General features: G+C 34.3%; 16 protein-coding genes and 1 pseudogene. 13 read left to right on the plus strand and 4 right to left on the minus strand.

Going from position 1 to position 21,418, the window contains the following annotated elements:
* From B0186_RS11705 to purT, 9 genes and pseudogenes are all read left to right on the plus strand, one after another.
* Positions 1–301: pseudogene (locus B0186_RS11705) on the plus strand (glycosyltransferase family 25 protein); the annotation flags it as partial.
* 78 nt (positions 302–379) lie between these two features.
* A complete protein-coding gene (locus tag B0186_RS09585) occupies positions 380–1,045 on the plus strand; it encodes a glycosyltransferase family 2 protein (RefSeq protein WP_235817219.1) in 666 nt (221 codons plus the stop codon).
* The gene (locus B0186_RS12040; protein ID WP_235817220.1) at positions 1,020–1,352 is read left to right on the plus strand and encodes a hypothetical protein; all 333 of its coding nucleotides are present in this window, start codon (positions 1,020–1,022) and stop codon (positions 1,350–1,352) included. Before B0186_RS09585 ends, B0186_RS12040 begins: the two co-directional genes overlap by 26 nt.
* Before the next feature lie 9 nt (positions 1,353–1,361).
* Positions 1,362–2,264, plus strand: a complete 903-nt coding sequence (locus tag B0186_RS09590) for a glycosyltransferase family 8 protein (protein WP_078219162.1) — start codon at positions 1,362–1,364, stop codon at positions 2,262–2,264.
* Positions 2,265–2,280: 16 nt separating this feature from the next.
* Positions 2,281–2,892 (plus strand): glycosyltransferase family protein, encoded by a 612-nt coding sequence (locus tag B0186_RS09595; RefSeq protein ID WP_078219163.1) that lies wholly within the window; start codon positions 2,281–2,283, stop codon positions 2,890–2,892.
* Positions 2,879–3,499: a glycosyltransferase gene (locus tag B0186_RS09600; protein ID WP_078219164.1), complete on the plus strand. Its 621-nt coding sequence runs from the start codon at positions 2,879–2,881 to the stop codon at positions 3,497–3,499. The genes B0186_RS09595 and B0186_RS09600 overlap by 14 nt, the downstream gene beginning before the upstream one ends.
* A 45-nt stretch (positions 3,500–3,544) precedes the next feature.
* Positions 3,545–4,339: a glycosyltransferase family 25 protein gene (locus tag B0186_RS09605; RefSeq protein ID WP_078219165.1), complete on the plus strand. Its 795-nt coding sequence runs from the start codon at positions 3,545–3,547 to the stop codon at positions 4,337–4,339.
* A 547-nt stretch (positions 4,340–4,886) separates the two neighbouring features.
* Positions 4,887–5,393, plus strand: coding sequence for an S-ribosylhomocysteine lyase (gene luxS / locus B0186_RS09610; protein WP_078219166.1), 507 nt, complete (start codon positions 4,887–4,889; stop codon positions 5,391–5,393).
* Positions 5,394–5,428: 35 nt separating this feature from the next.
* Entirely contained in the window at positions 5,429–6,610 is a 1,182-nt protein-coding gene (gene purT, locus B0186_RS09615) for a formate-dependent phosphoribosylglycinamide formyltransferase (RefSeq protein ID WP_078219167.1), read from the plus strand.
* Positions 6,611–6,716: 106 nt separating this feature from the next.
* On the opposite strand, the gene acrB is transcribed toward purT, so the two are convergent.
* The 4 genes from acrB to aroA form a co-directional block, all read right to left on the minus strand.
* The gene (gene acrB / locus B0186_RS09620) at positions 6,717–9,833 is read right to left on the minus strand and encodes a multidrug efflux RND transporter permease subunit AcrB (RefSeq protein WP_078219168.1); all 3,117 of its coding nucleotides are present in this window, start codon (positions 9,831–9,833) and stop codon (positions 6,717–6,719) included.
* 21 nt (positions 9,834–9,854) lie between these two features.
* Positions 9,855–11,069: a multidrug efflux RND transporter periplasmic adaptor subunit AcrA gene (acrA, locus tag B0186_RS09625; RefSeq protein ID WP_078219169.1), complete on the minus strand. Its 1,215-nt coding sequence runs from the start codon at positions 11,067–11,069 to the stop codon at positions 9,855–9,857.
* Between the two features lie 33 nt (positions 11,070–11,102).
* Positions 11,103–11,669 (minus strand): TetR/AcrR family transcriptional regulator, encoded by a 567-nt coding sequence (locus tag B0186_RS09630; protein WP_078219170.1) that lies wholly within the window; start codon positions 11,667–11,669, stop codon positions 11,103–11,105.
* 185 nt (positions 11,670–11,854) lie between these two features.
* Positions 11,855–13,153, minus strand: coding sequence for a 3-phosphoshikimate 1-carboxyvinyltransferase (gene aroA / locus B0186_RS09635; protein ID WP_078219171.1), 1,299 nt, complete (start codon positions 13,151–13,153; stop codon positions 11,855–11,857).
* 145 nt (positions 13,154–13,298) lie between these two features.
* Here aroA and B0186_RS09640 point away from each other — a divergent pair, with 145 nt between their 5' ends.
* From B0186_RS09640 to B0186_RS09655, 4 genes are all read left to right on the plus strand, one after another.
* Positions 13,299–16,358 (plus strand): type I restriction endonuclease subunit R, encoded by a 3,060-nt coding sequence (locus tag B0186_RS09640; protein WP_078219172.1) that lies wholly within the window; start codon positions 13,299–13,301, stop codon positions 16,356–16,358.
* 54 nt (positions 16,359–16,412) lie between these two features.
* Complete coding sequence (locus B0186_RS09645) at positions 16,413–18,956, plus strand: type I restriction-modification system subunit M (RefSeq protein WP_078219173.1); 2,544 nt, start codon at positions 16,413–16,415, stop codon at positions 18,954–18,956.
* Between the two features lie 10 nt (positions 18,957–18,966).
* Entirely contained in the window at positions 18,967–20,118 is a 1,152-nt protein-coding gene (locus tag B0186_RS09650) for a restriction endonuclease subunit S (protein ID WP_078219174.1), read from the plus strand.
* A 255-nt stretch (positions 20,119–20,373) separates the two neighbouring features.
* A partial coding sequence (locus tag B0186_RS09655; protein ID WP_078219175.1) for a restriction endonuclease subunit S occupies positions 20,374–21,418 on the plus strand: 1,045 nt, incomplete at its 3' end.

Genomic DNA, 21,418 nt, shown 5'->3' on the forward strand with positions numbered 1-21,418 from the left:
TTATTATAGTTGGGCAAATGCAACTGGATATTTTCTAACTCCAGAAGCAGCAAGAAAGTTACTAACACATTGTCACGAATGGGTTTATGAAGTTGATACACAAATGGAAAGATATTGGGAAACCAAAATTCCTTATTTATCTATAATTCCATTCTGCGTTGAGCCTGATTTGCCTATGGAGAGTAATATTGCGATGAATAGGGATAAAAAGACATTAAAGGTGAAATTAATGAGGGAGTATTTTAATTTTATAGATAGAGTTGAGAGATTTAAATTTTTGTTCAAAATTTCTATCAGATAAAATATTTTTAAATAACTTTTTATCTTATTAAGAGATTAAATATAACAGAGAAAAACTATGCGATCGTATACTGGATTAGTGTCTGTTTTAGTCTGCGCTTACGATGTAGAAAAATATATTAAAGAATGTTTGGAAGCTATACTCAACCAAAGTTATTCTAATTTGGAAATTATCATTGTTAATGATGGTTCTACAGATTCAACATTATCTATTTTAGAGAGCTTTGCTCAACAGGATAACCGAATTAAGGTTATTAGAAATGAAAATAATCTTGGTTTTGTTGCCTCTCTAAATAAGGGATTATCATTCTGCTCTGGAGAATTTATTGCTAGAACAGATTCGGATGATATTGTTAATCTCGATTGGATAGAAACAATTTTGCAATATATGCTTGAGGATAATTCTATTGTTGCAATGGGAGGGCATTTAGAAATTTTAATGTCTAAAGATGCCACAGGAAATTTATCAAAATATTGTAATAATGGCGATATATGGCATGCTCCTTTAACTCATGATGAGATTATTACAGAAATGTTTTTCCGTAACCCAATCCATAATAATTGCATGATTATGCGATCTGATATTTACCATAAATACAACCTTACCTTTGATAATAATTATATTCATGCTGAAGACTTCAAATTTTGGTTTGAGGTAAGTAAATTAGGAAAAATAGTCAATATAGATAAGGTTTTAGTTAAGTATAGGGTGCATTCTCATGCAGACATCTTCTTTGTATCATAAAATTCAAAACAGTACTGCAATTAGAATTAGGAGAGAAATTATAGATTATTATTTTTCTGATGAGAAAAATAATATTAATTTTATGGGTGAAATTACAACTAAGCATATTGAACACATTCTATCAAAAGGAAAAGAAAAAGAATTTAATCAAAGATTAATCTATGAGCTTTATTGCTCTTTAAGTAAATATGATCTTTATTCATTTAAGATGTTTTTATTTAAGCATATGCATATTTTTTCATTAAAACAAAAAATAAAAATTATCAAACGTTTTATAAGACCATATAAATATAGTAAAAACTTATAGGAGCCTTATGTGAACATAGTTCTAAGTTGTGATGAAAATTACTCTCCTTATTTAGCTGTTAATTTATTGAGCATATTAAAAAACACTAAGTCTACTATAAATTTTTATATATTAGATCTAGGAATTGCTTTTGAAAGTAAAAGTAAAATACTAGAAATAGTAAATAAAAATAATAGTAATATCGAATTTATTGGAGTTGATAAAAAAGACTTTTTAAAATTTCCTAGTACTATTTCTCATATATCTATTGCAACTTATGCAAGATTAAAAATAGACCATTACTTACCTGCTCTTGATAAAGTTATTTATCTTGATGTAGATACATTAGTTATTAATGATTTAACTCCCCTTTGGAATGTAGATTTAGATGGTTGTGTCGTTGGTGCTTGTATAGATTCATATGTAGAGTTTGGTTTACAAGGATACAAATATAATATAGGTCTAACAGATAAAGATGTATATTTTAATGCTGGCGTTTTATTAATTGACTTGCTAAAATTTAAAAGTCTTGATGTTTATAATAGAGCTATTTCATTTTTACAAAAATATCCGAATATAGAATTTCAGGATCAAGATATTTTGAATTTCATACTTAAAGAAAAATCAAGAATAGTAGATCCTGCATTTAATTTCATGCCAACGCTCAAGAATAGGATGAAGAATAGAGAAAAATTACATGAATATGAAAAGCTAGATCGCTTAATTACTGTCATTCATTACTGTAGTAACGTTAAACCATGGGGAGGTCTATCAAATCATATAAAATCTTATTTATTCGACTCTCTGTTTAGGGAGATTAAAGATAAGCCAATAATCTGGAATAATCGAGTTAATAGAATAAATTTACTAAAAAGAATATCTTTAAAAATAAAAGACTTTAGGAATAAAACCATATATAAAATCAAATATTAAACATCTAGAGAACATCATGACATCAGTAAAAAAAAGAATTTTATTTTTTCATAAAAGCCTAGTTATTGGTGGTGCTGAAGTAATTTTAATTAATTATTTAAAAATCTTATCTAAAAATAATAATTTAGATATAGATCTTTGGATTTTAGAAGAACAAATTGAAAATGCTTACATAGAAAAAATCCCTAATAAAATAAATTTACTCTTCTTATTAAAGAGAAAGGATTTAGATATGTTAAGTCTAAAAGAACAATATTTACTGGCAAGTAAAATAATTAAAAAACTACTAATTGAAAATAAATTTAATCTTATTGTAAACTTTAATAGTCACTTTGACTTCTTTTTGGAAAAATACTCCTTAAATATCCCTATTATTCGTTGGGTACATGGTATAGCTCATTGTAATTATTGGGAAAAACATTCTGATTATTTTCATTTTATTTTAAAAAAACATCATTGTTTAATAACAGTTAATGAAGAGCTAAAAAAGCACTGTTTAAAAACCCTAAGGCGTTTAAAACTAAAAGATATTCCAATTTATAGCATATACAATCCTATAAATATTGAATACATCAAGCAAGCAATGAATCAATCAATCAATATCAGGGTATCTATTGCAAGTATCTAGACTAGATATATCAAAGAATCATCTTCAACTAATAAATATTTATGCTAAATTGAAAAAATTAGGAATAAAAGAAAAACTTTTAATTATAGGAGATGGGGAAACTTACCAGCAGCTTAAGCAACGGATTGCTCAACTAGGTTTAGAACAAGACTGTTTACTTTTAGGTAGTAAATCAAATCCTTATCCATTTATGAAAAATGCCAAGCTTTTTCTACACACTTCTCTTTCAGAAGGATTACCAACAGTATTAATCGAAAGTATGGTTTGTGGTGTACCTGTAGTTGCTATGGATTGTCAAACAGGACCAAAAGAGATTCTCAATAATGGTAAATATGGTGAATTAGTTAAATTAAAAGACGAAGAAGAATTCGTACAAAAAACATATAAACTACTTAAGAACAAAGATCTTTTACAAAATTTTAAAGAAAAAACTCAAATAGCAACAAATAGATTTAGTTTTGATTATGTCGATAAATCTATTAATGCGCTTTTTATACAAATATTTAGCAATAATTTACCTTTATATACAGAGCTTACCTATTGTCCTTATAAGCCATCATTGATCAGAAAACTAATATTAAGAGTTAATAGATATCTAGTTAGATGAAGAATACAATTACCACACTCAACTCAAAAAACTAAAATTAGAAAAATGAATAACTACGTAATTAGCTTAATTGATGCCCAAAATAGAAGAGAACATATTAAAAGAGAGTTTGATAAACACAATATCAGATTTGAGTTTTATGATGCAATAAAACCATCAATAGAACTAGATAAATTAATAGAATATCACATCCCTAATCTCAAAAAATCAGCTCTTACCCAAGGAGAAAAAGCTTGTTTCATGAGCCATTTTTTATTATGGAAAAAGTGTTTAGAGCAAAATTTAGAATATATAACAATATATGAAGATGATATTATATTGGGCAGTAATGCCGATAAATTTCTAGGTAATGATGATTGGTTAAAAGAGAGAATAACCACTAATAAGTTTATTCTAAGATTAGAAACATTTCTGATGTCATCAAAGATGGAAAATAGCCAAATACCTGCTTATTTAAATAGAAAAATAAATATCTTAAAAGAGCCTCATTATGGAACAGCAGGCTATATTATAAGCTCTGATTGTATTAAGGAAGTCATATCAATAATTAAAAATATACCCGACTCAGAATTAGATGCTATAGATCAAATATTATTTAATTATCTGCTTACTCAAAATACTATTTCAATATATCAGTTATCTCCTGGGGTGTGTGTTCAAGAACTACAAATCAATAAAAAATCTAGTCTTTTATCTAGTGACTTAGAGGCTGATAGAAAAAAAAGATACAACGAACAAAATAAAAAAGGTATAAGATATAGAATAATGAAAATAATTACAAAGCCTAAACGCATGCTAAATAAATATTTAGCTAAAAAGTATATAGTCAAATTTGAATAACAATTTGAGCCTATCCCGCAATTTGTGTAAATACCTGTTTCTGAGATAATACATCTAGGCACAGGTATTTTATTATGAACGAAAACAACTCCATACCTTGGCAATCGGGCATGCCATAAATTGATTTTATTACGCAAAAACAAAATGAAAAAGTTAGCGTTTAAGTTGAAATGTGAGCAAAATATTCAACGTGAGTTTTAGTCTTTACAAATCCTTTTGCCCATCCCCTCTTTTTATCCATAAAAAAATCCCCCTCATCATGAGGGGGAAAATAACCTAAGGAACCAATTTTTTATCAAACAACTGCGGCGAGTTGCTATCTTATTAGGTGCGCTATACTATCATAAAAATTTAAAAATCTTTACATAAATTTACAATTATTGACAATAATCTTAAAAATCATGATCTAGATCACATAATATCAAGGATATTTTTTCTGTGAGAGGATGAAAATCAAGTTTTCATTATCTTGAAAATTTACGGTATCATAGCGTTGCAAGCAATTATCCTTGCAAATCCCCCCTTAATTATCTCTAAAGGACAAATTATGCCATTACTTGACAGTTTTAAAGTTGATCATACAAGAATGAACGCACCCGCTGTGCGTGTAGCAAAAACGATGCAGGCCCCAAAAGGTGATAATATTACAGTTTTTGATCTCCGTTTTTGTGCACCTAATAAAGAAATACTCTCTCCAAAAGGAATTCATACCTTAGAGCATTTATTTGCAGGATTTATGCGTGATCATTTAAATAACGAACAGGTTGAAATTATTGATATTTCACCTATGGGATGCCGTACAGGATTTTATATGTCATTAATCGGTACACCCAATGAGCAACAAGTTGCAGATGCTTGGTTGGCTTCAATGCAAGATATTTTAAATGTTAAAAACCAATCTGAAATTCCTGAGCTAAATGAATATCAATGTGGCACTTATACCGAACACTCATTGGAAGATGCACATAATATTGCACAAAATATTCTTAATCGTGGTGTTGGTATTAACAAAAATGAAGATTTATTGTTAGATGACAATTTACTAAATCCTTAAACCGAATAGCAAACACAATCTCAAAGGATAAAAAAATGGCAAAATTAGGAACAGCTTTAACCTCTAAAGCGACAAAAGTAATGTTACTTGGCTCAGGAGAGCTGGGCAAAGAAGTCGTCATTGAATTACAACGTCTTGGCGTAGAAGTGATCGCTGTGGATCGCTATGAAAATGCCCCTGCACAGCAAGTTGCGCACCGCTCTTATACGATTTCCATGCTTGATGGAGAAGCATTAAAAGCCTTGGTTGAGAAGGAAAAACCAGATTATATTGTGCCAGAAGTAGAAGCGATTGCGACATCAACACTCGTTGAATTGGAACAAGCGGGCTTTAATGTTGTTCCAACAGCTAAAGCGACACAATTGACGATGAACCGTGAGGGTATTCGCCGCCTTGCCGCAGAGGAATTAAAACTACCGACCTCAAATTATCAATTTGTAGATAATTTTGCTGATTTTCAAAGTGCGGTAGAAAAAATTGGTATTCCTTGCGTTGTTAAGCCAATTATGTCTTCCTCTGGGCATGGTCAAAGTATCTTAAAAAGTCAAGATGATTTACAAAAAGCATGGGACTATGCACAGCAGGGTGGTAGAGCTGGAGCGGGTCGAGTAATTGTTGAGGGCTTTGTTAAATTTGACTATGAAATTACCTTACTCACAGTTCGCCATGTGGGTGGTACCTCCTTCCTTGCACCAATTGGACATCGTCAAGAAGATGGCGACTACCGTGAATCTTGGCAACCTCAAGCAATGTCAGAGCAAGCTCTCGCTAATGCGCAACATATTGCAGAGAAAATTACTACCGCACTTGGTGGGCGTGGAATTTTTGGCGTCGAAATGTTTGTATGTGGAGATGAGGTTATTTTCAATGAGGTATCCCCTCGCCCTCATGATACTGGTATGGTAACGCTAATTTCACAAGAACTTTCTGAATTTGCTCTCCATGCCAGAGCAATACTGGGCTTACCAATTCCTGAGATTAATTTGATTAGCCCAGCAGCATCAAAAGCGATTGTTGTTGAAGGTAAATCTAACCAAGTACAATTTGGTAATTTATTTGAGGTATTACAGGAACCCAATACTAACATTCGTTTGTTTGGTAAAGGGGAAGTTAATGGACATCGCCGCTTAGGTGTTATTCTTGCTCGTGATATTTCTGTTGAGAAAGCCTTAGAAAAAGCAATGCGTGCTTATAACAAGTTGGAAATTGAACTGTAGTTTGTGAAACATTAAATCAATGTTCTAAATATCAACTTTGAGCCTAAAAATAAACCGCACTTTTTACTGTTTTCTCAAAAAAGTGCGGTTTGTTTTTTACTTAAATTTAATGATGTTGATTACTCGCCAATGGTTTTATGCTTTCATCAAATTCAGGTAAAGGTTTGTGCTCACTTGCGATATAAGAATAAATTACAGGCAACACAAACAAGGTAAATAAAGTACCAATTGAAAGCCCTGCAACTAACACAATAGCAATACTGAAACGAGATGCTGCACCCGCACCTGATGCTAACAATAATGGAATTAATCCAGCGACCATCGCAGCCGTTGTCATCAAAATAGGGGGTAAACGCACTCTTGCCGCTTCAGTAATAGCTTCAATGCGAGATTTACCAAAATGAAGTTGCTCTTCTTTTGCGACTTCACACATCAAAATACCATGTTTCGTAATGAGCCCTACGAGCGTAATCAAACCGACTTGTGAGTAAATATTTAGAGTAACGCCCGATAAGTGTAAAATTTTCATGCCTGTTAATAAGCTCAAGAAATTCAATACTAACAAGGCACCACTTACAGCTAAAGGCACAGAGACCATAATAACTAATGGATCTCGGATAGACTCAAATTGAATCGCTAGCACTAAGAAAATAACAAGAACCGCTAACACGAAAGTAGTCGTTAAGGCATTTCCTTCTTGTACAAGCTGACGAGCTTCACTACGGAAATCATAGCTATATCCTTGTGGTAATTGCTCTGCTGCCGTATCTTTGAGCCATTTAACTGCATCACCCGTTGAGGTTCCCGGCATTGGTACAGCTTGAATTAATGCTGAGTTTAACTGACTAAATCTTGGTAATGAAGTAGGTTGAGGCACTAACTCCATTTTTATTAAGCTACTCAAAGGAATACTCTGCCCATTACTTGCTGATACGTAGAAGTTTTTCAAGCTTTCAGGGGTTAAACGATCCGCTCTTTTTACTTGCGCTATAACTCTATATGCTCGCCCATCAATATCAACACGACTTACAGTTGCCGCAGACAAATAACTTCCTAAAGTACTGCTAATTTGTTGCATCGAAATACCGTAACTTCCAGCTTTTTCTTTATCTATGCTGATTTTCATTTCAGCCGTATTGAATTTTAAATCGAGGTTAGTATAGATAAATCGACCCGATGAGCGCATTTTAGCTAAGAAATCTTCCGCAACAGGAGCTAAATCACGATAGTCATTTGGCGTACTAATAACAAATCCTATCGGTGGTCCAGACTCCCCTGTATCAATTTCAGGGAAATTAAAGGCCGAAACACTAACTTCAGGAATTTGTGTGGCTTTTTGATTCAATTCCGCCATCACTGCAGCTTGACTACGAGTACGATCTTTCCAGTCTTTCAAGGTTACAACATTTAATGTACCGCTAGGCGTTGGAGCTCCTGCAATAGACATTGTAAATTGTACTTCATCTGTCTTATTCAACAGATCAACGTACTGTTTCGTTGCCTCTTGCACATAGTCAACGTTCATATTAGAAGGTGTTGAGCCAATAGCAATAAATGCGCCTTTATCTTCTGCTGGCGTCAACTCACTAGAAAGAGAAGTAAATAAGAACGGCAACATCGCAAAAATAATAGCAGCAAAAGCAAGCATACATTTACGGCTTGACATGACTAAGCCTAAAATATAGGCGTAACCATTAGTTAAGCGAGTTAATGATTTTTCAATTCGTTGCTCTAAACGATTTGGTTTTTCATTACTTTTTAGTAGCTTACTGGTCATCATTGGCGACAAAGTTAATGCCACAATACCCGAAATAAATACCGCACCTGCTAATGTTAAAGCGAACTCTTTGAATAAGGATCCCGTAATTCCCCCCATTAATGCCATTGGTGAATACACCGCAATAAGTGCAATTGTCATGGAAATAACAGGCACTGCAATTTCTCGAGTACCGATAATTGCTGCACGGAATGGCGTTTCTCCTGCTTTTATATGGCGATCCACATTTTCCAGCACCACAATCGCATCATCAACAACCAATCCGATTGCTAAGATCATTGCCAACAATGTCATCAGATTAATGGAGAAATCAAATGTTTGTAACATCATGATTACCCCAATTAATGAAATAGGGATGGTAATCACAGGGATTAAAATTGCACGCAAAGAGCCAATAAATAACAAAATAACGACTAAAACAATCACAGTGGCTTCAATAATTGTTTTAATTACTTCATTAATAGAACTATTAATCGCAATGGTACGATCATAAAGTAGATCAGAATACATACTGCTTGGTAAGTTCTGCTTAATTTGTGCGTACAATGGACGAATATTTTCTGCAACTGTCAATGGGTTAGCTGTTGCGGTTGGCTCAATAGCTAAAACAACAGAGTCAGAACCATTTGCCGTTGCTCTCGTACTATCGCTTTCTTTATTTAACTCAACTGTTGCAATATCACGCAAGCGAACAAGATTATCGCCCTTGGCATAAACAATTAAATTCTCCAAGTCTTTAACTGAATTAGTAGTGGTGCCCACTTTATTTTTGTAAACAGTGTAATAACCATTAGCACTTCCTGCTGCTGTCTGCACATTATTAGCAGATAACGCCGACATAACGGCTGGAGAAGAAAGATTTTGAGCAGCCATTTTTTCTGGGTCTAGCCAAATGCGTAATGCATATTGAGCAGCACCAAAAATTTGTGCTTTAGCAACCCCTTCAACCGTAAATAACTGAGGTTTTACCACTCGTTCAATATAGTCAGTCACCTGACTTGAATCTAACTTATCAGAATAAAAGCTGATATACATAATCCCTGTACCACCTGTTGAGGATGAAATAACAGGGTCTTCAATATTACGAGGTAATTTTGAGCGCACAGAATTTACTTTCGCCAATACATCAGCTAAAGCACCATTAGGATCTGTATTCAATTTCATTTTGACAGTGATCATCGAGGAGTTTGCAGCACTACTTGATGACATATAGTCAATATTATCCGCTTGAGCAATAGCTTCTTCTAAAGTTGATGTAACGAATGCTTGCATCAAGTTCGCATCTGCCCCCGGATAGACTGTCGATACAGTAATTACAGTTGTCGTCATTTTCGGATATTCACGCACAGTCAATTTTGAAATCGCTTGCAATCCTAAAATAATGATCAGCAAGCTAATTGACACCGCCAATACAGGACGACGAATAAATATATCGGTAAATTTCATTGGATATATTCCTACTTCAAATTAAAGATTGGTTTTCTTCGCTGGTTGTTGCGTACCAATTATTTCTTTATCTACAACGACAACTAAGCTACCATTCGCAATACCTTGCTGACCACCTACGACAATTTTATCGCCAGCTTTAATATCTTGGCCTTTTAATTGTGCATAAATTCCTTGACGGTCTTTAGTAAACACGGTGGTTTGTTTTACACGATAAACATTGTCAATCTTATCTTTGTAAGCAAATTTCTCGTTATCAAGCAATTTTTGCTTATCTTCATCTGAAAGTGCGGTCAAAACGTAGCTACTTTCTCCATACATGTTGTAACTAATGGCCACCTGAGGAACAACAATTTGATCTCGTTCAGTAGTTAAAGCCACACGCAATCTTGTAAACATACCGGATAATAATTTATGGCTATCTGCCCCTTCAAAAGTGGCTTGCACATCAATCAACCCTGTGGCTGCATTCACTGCTGGCTCAAGTGCGGTAATTTTTGCGGCAAAAGTTTCACCTAAACGCGCATCGCTAGTTGCAGTTACTTTTTGTCCAATAAATAAATTTTCAAGCTCATTTTGTGCAACAGAGAAATCTACCTTCATTGAACTCGTATCTTCAACACGCACAATTGGCGTACCTACGTTTACGTATTGCCCCACATTTACTTTAACAATACCAGCAATCCCATCAAATGGTGCAACAATTTTGCGGCGCTCAATAGCCGCTTTTAAGGCACTAATATTTGCCACTAAAGCATCATAATTTGCTTTGGCATTATCCAATTCTTGTTGAGATACACTTTTTGTTTTATACAAATTAAGGTAACGTTGATAAATTTGTTTAGTTGTAGCTAATTTTGCCTCTGAAGCCTGTAAATTAGCTTGCTCAACAGAACTATCTAACTCAACCAAGACATCACCTTTTTTCACCACTTGTCCTGATTGGATAAACACTTTAGCAACAGCACCTGGCGTTTGAGCACTTAACACAGCGCCTTGATTAGGTCTAACCAATCCAGTCGTTTCAATCACAGGGGTCCATGAAGTTGGCTCAACTGTAATTGCTGTAACAGGTGTAGTTTTTTCAGGCATACTAGCTATCATCTTGCTAACAATCATACCTGAAACAACTTTTAAGCCGATCATAACGGCAAATAACAACACAATAACGCCCAAAATAAGTTTTAAGAAAAACATATGAGAACGTTTTGGTTTTACGTGAGTTTGATTACTCATAAAAACTAACTCCTAGCAAGAAAATAAAAATCTTTAAAATTGAATCGCTCGCCAGCTACGCTGAACGGCTGTTTCTAATACCTGATTAGATAATTCTGTTTTAAACATCATTTGGTTGAAGGCTAAATTAATCGCACTTTCTAAACCTAACGTGAATAAAACTTTTGTAGGCAAATCAATGATAGCTTTATCATTAATTGCCTTCTGACAAAATGCAGACCAACGCCCTTGTCCTTCTTTTTCCTGGCAAATCTGACTGAAGCCAGGTAATGCTTGATATTGGCTTACATTTAACAAAATCATTGGGTTTTCATGTAGGTAATGCCAAATATTCCACCACATTTGACGATATTGCTCAAAATAAGAGAGCTTTTCATCATAATCTTTTTCCATTGCAACAGAAAAAAGATTAAATACTCGCCGAGCCAGCTGCTCCAATAATTCATCTTTATTTTTAAAATAAAGATAAATAGTACCAGGAGAGATTTTTGCCTCTTTAGCAATTTTGTGCATAGAAAGGCTATGTAGCCCACCTTCCGCCATTAATCGCTCTGTGGCAATAAAAACCTGCTCGGTCATATCTAATTCAGATTGACGCATAAGAATTTCTATAAAATAAATAAAATTAAGGAAAGTTACATACAGTAAGAATTGTTTGATAATTGAAGAAAATATCACAATATAGGGACTGAATGAACGTTCGTTCATTTTAATGATTTTTACTCATTTCGCAAGCTGAATATAGAATTTAATCATAAAAATGGGCAATAAACTTGCCCATTAAATTACGATTGAAGGCTGATTTTTTCAAATTCAGAAAAATAGGTTGGGAAAGTCTTTGCAGTGCATTTGGGATCTAAAATTGTTACCGCTGTATTAGATAATGCGATTAACGAAAAACACATTGCTATTCTATGGTCATTATAAGTAGCAATTTCCGCGTGCTTAAATTTTGTTAAAGGGAGAGGTTGAATGCGAATAAAATCTTTTCCCTCTTCGACTTCTGCTCCGATTTTACGCAACTCTGTTGCCATTGCCGTGAGTCGATCCGTTTCTTTTACACGCCAATTATAAATATTACGAATAACCGTTTCAGTTTGAGCAAAAAGTGCGGTTGTCGCAATCGTCATTGCAGCATCTGGAATATGGTTCATATCCATATTAACGCCCTTCAGTTCGCCTTGTTCCACTTGGATAAAATTTTCTCCACAAGTTACTTTTGCTCCCATTTTTGCTAAAACATCAGCAAATAAGCGATCCCCTTGAATAGAGTTTTTACCTATGCCGGTTACTTTTACTTTGCCTTTAATTGCCGCCGCTGCTAAAAAATAAGAAGCCGAAGAAGCATCGCCCTCCACCAAATAAGTTTTTGGCGAAACATAAGATTGCTGACCTTTAATCAAAAAACGCTGGTAATTATGATGTTCAACCGTAACGCCAAAATCTTTCATCATTGCCAAGGTAATATCAATATAAGGCTTGGACACAAGTTCCCCTAAAATTTCTATTTCCATATCATTCTCAGCAAGGGGCGCAGCCATTAAAAGTGCAGTCAAAAATTGTGAAGAAATAGAACCATCAATCTGAACTTTACCTCCGCCAATACCTAAATTACGAATAGCAATAGGCGGATAGCCTTCATTTTCTAAATACTGAATACTGGCGCCTGCTTGTTGTAAAGCATCCACTAAATGCTTAATCGGACGCTCTTTCATTCGAGGCTCACCTGTTAAGATAACTTCAGCCTCAATATTTCCTTTTAAGCAAAGAGCGGCAGTCAAAGGACGCATCGCTGTTCCAGCATTTCCCAAAAACAAAGACAAACCATTTTGCCATTGAAACGCTCCACCAACGCCTTCAACAATACATTCTTTTTTATCCTCAGAAAGTTGATATTTCACTCCCAAGGCTTTCAACGCATTCAACATATGTCGAATATCATCGCTGTCCAATAAATTAGTGACTTGAGTAGTGCCATGAGCAAGTGCGGCTAATAAAAGTGCACGATTTGATAAACTCTTTGAACCCGGCAAATTAATCTCGCCTTCAATACGGCTAATAGGAGTTAAGGTTAATTTTTCCATAATGTTGTGTTGTTATTTAACTGAATATAAGTATAACAAGAGTATAACTTAGTTCTTTTTTTTCACCTAGCTACTTACTTTAACTTTCTCTATAATACCTTACTTTCGCTTAAGTAAAGCGATAGTTGCATAAAGGGAGTGGAGAATGAGTTTTAGTAAAGAAGCAGATTTTGAACTTGCTTTAATTGCATTGTTAAAACAAAAAGGTTGGGAAGAAAAAGTTATAGAATATCCAACAGAAAATGATTTGTTGAGAAACTGGGCAGATATTTTATTTGAAAACAATAGAGAAACGGACCGCTTAAATAATGTGCCTTTAACAGACAGTGAAATGCAACAAATTTTGGAGCAAATTGCAGAACTGAAAACACCTTTAAAACTCAATGGCTTCATTAATGGCAAGAACATTTCTATTCGTCGAGATAATGAATTAGATAGCTTACATTTTGGCAAGGAAATTAGCTTAAAAATTTATGACCGATTAGAAATCGCTGGCGGACAAAGCAAATATCAAATTGTACGCCAACCTCAATTCCCAACAAAATCTCCGATACTCAAAGATCGTCGTGGCGACATTATGTTGCTTATTAATGGTATGCCTGTGTTTCATATTGAATTAAAACGCAGTGGCGTACCTATTAGCCAAGCCTGTTATCAAATTGAAAAATATGCCCAAGAAGGTATCTTTTTTGGTTTATTCGCACTTGTACAAATTTTTGTAGCGATGACCCCAGAGAAAACACTCTATTTTGCTAATCCAAATGGGCAATTTAATCCCAATTATTATTTTCACTGGGCTGATTTTAATAATGAACCAGTAAACGATTATAAAGATATTGCCTCCCAGTTTTTATCTATTCCAATGGCTCATCAGTTAATTGGTTTTTATATGGTGCCTGATGATACTGATGGCGTTCTTAAGGTAATGAGAAGCTACCAATATTATGCGGCTCATGCTATTTCCGATCGAGTATCTAAACTTAAATGGCAAAATTACCAAGAACAGCGTGGGGGCTATATTTGGCATACTACGGGCTCTGGTAAAACGATGACCAGTTTTAAATCAGCTCAGCTTATTTCGTCCTCACAAGATGCCGATAAAGTAATCTTCCTTATGGATCGCATTGAATTAGGTACACAATCACTAGAAGAATATCGTAATTTTGCGGACGAAAATCAGCAAGTTCAAGAAACAAAAAGTACTTATGAGTTAATTAAAAAACTCAAAAGTAACAACAGTTCAGACACGCTAATCGTTACCTCTATTCAAAAAATGAGTAATCTTGCTAAAGAGCAAGTAATGAAAGAAAGTGATTTAGCTAAAATCACAGCAAAACGCATCGTTATTATTGTAGATGAATGTCACCGTTCAACCTTTGGTGATATGTTGCAAGATATTAAGCGAACCTTTGCGGGTGCTGTATTTTTCGGTTTTACAGGTACGCCAATTTTTGAAGATAATCATAAGAAAAATAGTGCAACCACAGATGTATTTGGCGATGAATTACATCGTTATAGTATTGCCGACGGTATCCGAGATAAAAACGTACTCGGTTTTGATATTTACAAGGTGAGTACTTACAAGGAGAAAGATTTACGTCAAAAAGTCGCGCTAGCAAAAGCAAATGCTCATAGTGAAAGCGAAGTTTGGGAAAATGAAGATAAAAAGCAAACCTATCTGCATTTTATGGATAGCAAAGCGGTTAGTATGGCTGAAATTGAGGATCTGACACCTCCAACACAGTGGCAAACTGAAGGACATTATCAGGCTGTGGTAGAAGACGTGCTAGAACATTTTCCTACGTTAAGCCGAGGCAAAAAATTCCATGCCATATTTGCTACCAGTAGCATTAGTGAGGCTATTGATTATTATCGTCTATTTAAACAAAGCGATCCTACCTTAAAAATCACCGCACTTTTTGATCCCAACGAAGATAATCAAGCTAATTCATTTAGCAAAGAGCAAGGACTTGCGGAAATTATAGGCGATTATAATCAGCGATTTGGTAAAACCTTTACAATAGCTAACCACGCACAATTTAAAAAAGATGTTGCAGAGCGTTTAGCACATAAAGAAACCTATAAATTCATCAATAATAAACCTGAAGAACAACTTGATCTGCTAATTGTTGTCGATCAAATGCTGACGGGTTACGACTCAAAATGGGTGAATACACTTTATTTAGATAAACTTATTCGCTACGAATTACTTATCCAAGCGTTCTCCCGAACCAACCGCTTATTTGGAAAAGACAAGCAATTCGGCACCATTCGTTACTATCGCAAACCAGCAACCATGGAACAAAATATCGAAAAAGCCGTTGAATTATATTCAGGTAATCGTCCGATAGGTTTATTTGTGGATAAAATCCCACAAAATATCAACAAAATGAATGGGTTATTTGAGGAAATTAGTCAGATTTTCCAAAGTGAAGAAATTCAGCATTTTGCAGAAGTACCAAAAACGGAAATTCATTGTGTGAAGTTTATTTCATTGTTTAACCAAGTGAACAATGTATTGGAGGCAGTCAAAGTTCAAGGCTTTGATTGGCAAGAAATAAGCTATGGCGAAGGAAAAGAAAAAACACAATTGCTATTCACGAAGCAAATCTATGATGCCTTGTTATTGCGTTATAAAGAACTTGCTAGCAAAAAGATAAATAATGAAGAAGAGCGTAATTCACTACCGCCCTTTGATATTGATAGCTATATTACGGCAATAAATACTGACAAAATTGATCATGATTATCTCAATAGTCGTTTTGATAAGTATCTCAAAGCACTCTGCAATGATGAAAATACGGAAATTGCTCTGAATGAATTACATCAAGCCTTTCCAACCTTAAGTGCAGATGAACAACGTATTGCGAATATCTTACTCCATGATATTCAACGAGGTGATCTACAAATTGAGCAAGGTAAAACATTCAAAGATTACATTATCGAACACCAAACAGCAGAGCAACATAACCGTCTATTACGTTTTGCTGAGGATCATGGCTTAGATGCGAATTTGCTTATTGCGATCTCGCACTTGCAAATTACCGAAGAAAACATCAACCGCTATTTAGAAGAGCTAAAAACTACTGCAAATAAAGCACAGGCGAAAAAACATTTTGAAAAAGAGGGAAAACCAGTTCCTTTACCGCTTGTGAATGTCAAATTAGATAAAGCTCTGCGAGAATTTTTATTACCTAAACAATAGAGCGGTCTATTTTGACAAAATTTTTACAACATAACCCACTACAAAGAGAACAACATGAACAAGCAACAACTCGCAAATAAAATTTGGGAAAGCGCAAATAAAATGCGTTCTAAAATTGAAGCAAATGATTATAAAGATTACATTCTTGGCTTTATTTTCTATAAGTTTCTTTCCGAACAACAAATTCAATTCTTAAAAAAGAACGACTTTACTGAGAGTGATATTCAACAAATTGACGGAGCTGACCTCGAAATTGTGGAGTTTATTCAAGATAATATTGGCTATTTTATTGCCTATGAAAATCTGTTTTCCACTTGGCTAAGTAAAGGTAGTGATTTTGATGTATCAAATGTGCGTGATGCACTCTCTGCCTTTTCTCGCAATATTAAGAAAAAGAAAGTATTTGAGGATATTTTTAATACCTTAGAAACAGGCTTGAGTAAGTTAGGAAGTAGTAATGCTTCACAGACTAAAGCTGTCAGTGATTTAATCAATCTTATTCAAGATATTCCAATGGGGAAAAAGCAAGATTACGATGTGCTCGGCTTTATTTACGAATATCTCATCGGTATGTTTGCAGCCAATGCTGGTAAAAAAGCAGGTGAATTTTACACACCTCACGAAGTGTCTGTTTTGATGTCTGAAATTATTGCAGAGCATCTCAAAGATCGTAAAGAAATCCAAATTTATGACCCAACAAGTGGTTCAGGCTCATTGCTTATCAATATCGGGCAATCCATTGCTAAACATATGGATAACCAAGATCACATTACCTACTACGCTCAAGAATTAAAGCAAAATACTTATAACCTCACCCGCATGAATTTAGTCATGCGTGGGATCAAAGCGGATAATATCATTACTCGTAACGCAGATACGTTAGAAGATGATTGGCCGTATTTTGATGACAACGATCCTGTTAATACTTACCAAGTACTTTATGTTGATGCCGTTGTATCTAACCCCCCTTATTCTCAAGCATGGGAGCCAGCCAATAAAGGAAGTGACCCTCGTTATTCTCGTTTTGGGTTAGCACCAAAAACGAAAGCGGATTTTGCATTTTTATTACATGATTTATATCACTTAAAACCCGATGGCATTATGACGATTGTATTGCCTCATGGCGTATTATTTCGTGGCGGTGAAGAAGAAAAAATCCGTAAGGCTCTCATTGAACAAAACCATATTGATGCCATCATCGGTCTACCTGCCAATATTTTCTTTGGCACAGGCATTCCAACCGTCATTTTAGTGCTACGTCAAAAACGTCCAAATACCGATATTCTGGTGATTGATGCGTCAAAAGGCTTTGTTAAAGTTGGCAAAAATAACAAATTACAAGCCTCACATATTCGTAAAATTGTCGATACCGTTATTGATCGTAAAGATGTAGAAAAATTTGCTCGTGTAGTCAGCCTTGATGAAATTAAAGAACAAGGCTACAACCTCAATATTCCTCGTTATGTCAATTCATCGGAAGATGCTGAAAGTTGGGATATTTATGCCACTATGTACGGCGGTATTCCACAACAAGAAATTGAGCAACTCAACCATTATTGGAAAATCTTCCCAACATTAAACCGCTCTTTATTTATGCCAAAGGCAACCCAAGGCTATTACGAACTAACAAGCTCAGATATTGCGGACACCATTTCACAAAATAGCGAAGTACAGCATTTTACCCAACAATTCCAAGACGCTTTTAGCAATTATAGCGATGAATTAACTCAGCTACTGATTAACCAAGAAGTCAGCAACATTGCAAAGTTAAAAGAAACGCTTACAGCGGATCTGTTTGCTCGCCTAAAAAATATTGCGTTAATCGATCCTTATACCGCTTATCAACTTTTTGATGATGCTTGGGAAATGATTGCGAACGATTTGGAAATTTTACAAAATGAAGGCTCACAGGCGATAAAACAAGTTGATCCCAATATCGTTATTAAGAAAAAAGATGGTAAAGAAAGTGAAGTCCAAGAAGGCTGGGCAGGACATCTTCTACCTTTTGAATTGGTACAAAAACAATTACTTAAAGAGGAATTGGATAGCTTGCAGCAAAAAGAAAATCGCCTAAATGACATTGCCGCCGAATTAGAAACCTTGCTCAGTGAAATTAGCGAGGAAGACAAGCAAAGCGAAGCAATCAATGAAAATGGCGATGCGTTTGTGGGCAAAGAATTAACTAAAGCCATAAAATTAGCTGAAGGTGAATTTAAGCAACAGCTTAGTCAAGCTCAATCTTTGTTGAATGAAGAAAAAGCATTGAAAAAAGCCCTTAAAGAAAATGAGCAAGCGCTACATTTAAAAACCAAATCAACGATTGAAAACTTAAGCGATGAACAAGCGAAAGATTTGCAAAAAAGCAAATGGATCACACCACTTGTTGAGGAGCTTCACAGCTTACCAAGCCAAATGATCGATCAGTTAAGCCAAAAAGTGCAAAACCTTGCCGATAAATATGGCGAAACTTTGATTGAAATAGAAGAAAAATTACAAGAAAGTGAACACCAATTGGCTGAATTATTGGCTCAATTACAAGGTAACGAGCACGATATGCAAGGTACAAAGGCTTGGCAAACATTGCTTCTTGGTAAATAAGGATCCGACTATGACAACACAGAAAAAATGTAGCCCAGCCCTACGCTTTGTAGGCTTTACTGATGATTGGGAACAGCGAAAGTTGGGGGAGATATCGGAAAATTTTGATAATTTGAGAGTGCCAGTTGCTGAAAACTTAAGAAAAGAAGGAAAAACAGCTTACTTTGGAGCCAATGGAATACAAGGATTTATTGATGGCTTTACCCATGATGGGGAATTTGTTTTGATTGCCGAAGATGGTGCAAATGATCTAAAAAATTACCCTGTACAATATGTTACTGGAAAAATTTGGGTTAATAATCATGCTCATGTTTTACAAGGAATTCCTTTAGTGCTTAACAATTTATTCTTAACTTACAGAATAAAATCTATGGATATATCTAAATATTTAGTTGGAGGGGGAAGAGCAAAATTAAATGCAAGCACAATGAAAGAAATTAATATCTGTTTTCCTAATGTTAGTGAACAAACCCAAATTGGCAACTTCTTTAAACAACTAGATGAGACTATCGCCCTTCATAAACGAAAGCTAAAAAAGCAACAAAATTCAAAGAAATTCTATCTTGAAAAAATGTTTCCTAAGGAAAATTCGCTATTTCCAGAAATTCGCTTTCCAAACTTTACAGACGCTTGGGAACAGCGAAAGTTGGGGGATATTGCCAAATTTTTAAATGGTAGGGCATATAAGCAAGAAGAACTTCTTTCAAAAGGTAAATATCCAGTTCTAAGAGTAGGAAACTTTAATACTAATAGCCATTGGTATTATTCAAACCTAGAACTCCATGAGAAATTTTATGCTAAAAAAGGTGATCTCTTATATACTTGGGCGACAATATTTGAGCCTTATATTTGGGAGAAAGAAACAGTTATATATCATTATCATATTTGGAAAATAGATTTATCTCCAAACCTAAACCCATTATTCACATTACAATTATTGAAATCTGATAATTCTCTTAGTTCCAATACAAATGGCTCTACAATGATCCACATAACTAAATTAGAAATAGAAAATCAAATTGTAAATATACCTAAACTTAAAGAACAAACCCAAATCGGCAACTTCTTTAAACAGCTAGACGAGACTATCGCCCTTCATAAGCGAATGATCGAAAAATTAGAGAAAATTAAGCAAGCTTATCTAAAAAGAATGTTTATTTAACAATTTTTTGTAAAGTATATATTACAAAGAGCGGTTAGGATTTTGAATATTTTGCAAAAAACTAGATAAAATTGACCGCTCTTTTTATATCTCGTTTTACACTTTCTCTGAAACATAGAAAGTTGGCTGTTTTTTACCATCGCTTATCAGCGGAGATAGTTTTTTAGAATAAAAATCTTATTATAAAACAATATGTTATAAACATATTCAATATTCTGGATTTATCTATATACAAACTCTTGGGAACAGCGAAAGTTGGGGGAGTTAAGCTCTATTAGGCGTGGAGCAAGCCCTAGACCAATACAAGATCCCAAATGGTTCGATAACAATAGTGATATAGGTTGGTTAAGAATTTCCGATGTTACTGAACAAAATGGGAAAATATTTAATCTTGAACAAAAGCTTTCAGAAAAAGGGCAAGAAAAAACGTTAGTATTACATACTCCACATCTAATACTTAGTATTGCTGCAACTGTCGGAAAACCTGTAATAAATTATGTTCCAATCGGTGTCCATGATGGATTTATTGCTTTTTTAAATCTAAATACCGACATAAATTTTCTTTTCCAATGGTTAGAATATTTTCAAAATAAATGGCAAGCATTGGGGCAATCAGGTTCACAAGTAAATATAAATTCTGAATTAGTTAGGAAGCAGAAAATATCAATCCCAAGATTTAAAGAAGAACAAACCCAAATCGGTAACTTCTTTAAACAGCTAGATGAGACTATCGCCCTTCATAAGCGAAAGCTAGCTAAATTATTCATACTTAAATCAGCATTTCTTACTTCAATTTTTTGTACAAGAAACATTCAAATTCATACCCAAAATCCTATTTCTTGGGAACAGCGAAAGTTGGGAGATATTGCCAAAATCACAATTGGAGAATTTGTAATTCAAACTAAGCAAGATGATAGCTATCCATACCCTGTTTTTAATGGAGGTTCATCTAATACAGGTTTTTATAATGAATTTAATAATGAAGGAAATAAAATACTAATAAGTGCGCGAGGTGCAAATGCAGGTTTTATAAATATAATTAAAACTCGATATTGGGCAGGAAATAGCTGTTATTCAATAGATTTATTAAATAAAAATTTGTTTGATATAGACTATGTTTATTATGAGATGAAAAGAACTCAATCTAAATTTACCGATTATAAGCAGTCTGCGAATATTCCGTCTGTTTCTAAAAATAATGTTGAAAATTTGGTTATAAAAGTCCCAAATATTAATGAACAAACCCAAATCGGCAATCTCTTTAAACAGCTAGACGAGACTATCGCCCTTCATAAGCGAA

The sequence above is a fragment of the Canicola haemoglobinophilus genome (assembly GCF_002015075.1).
GTDB classification, from domain to species: Bacteria; Pseudomonadota; Gammaproteobacteria; order Enterobacterales; family Pasteurellaceae; genus Canicola; species Canicola haemoglobinophilus.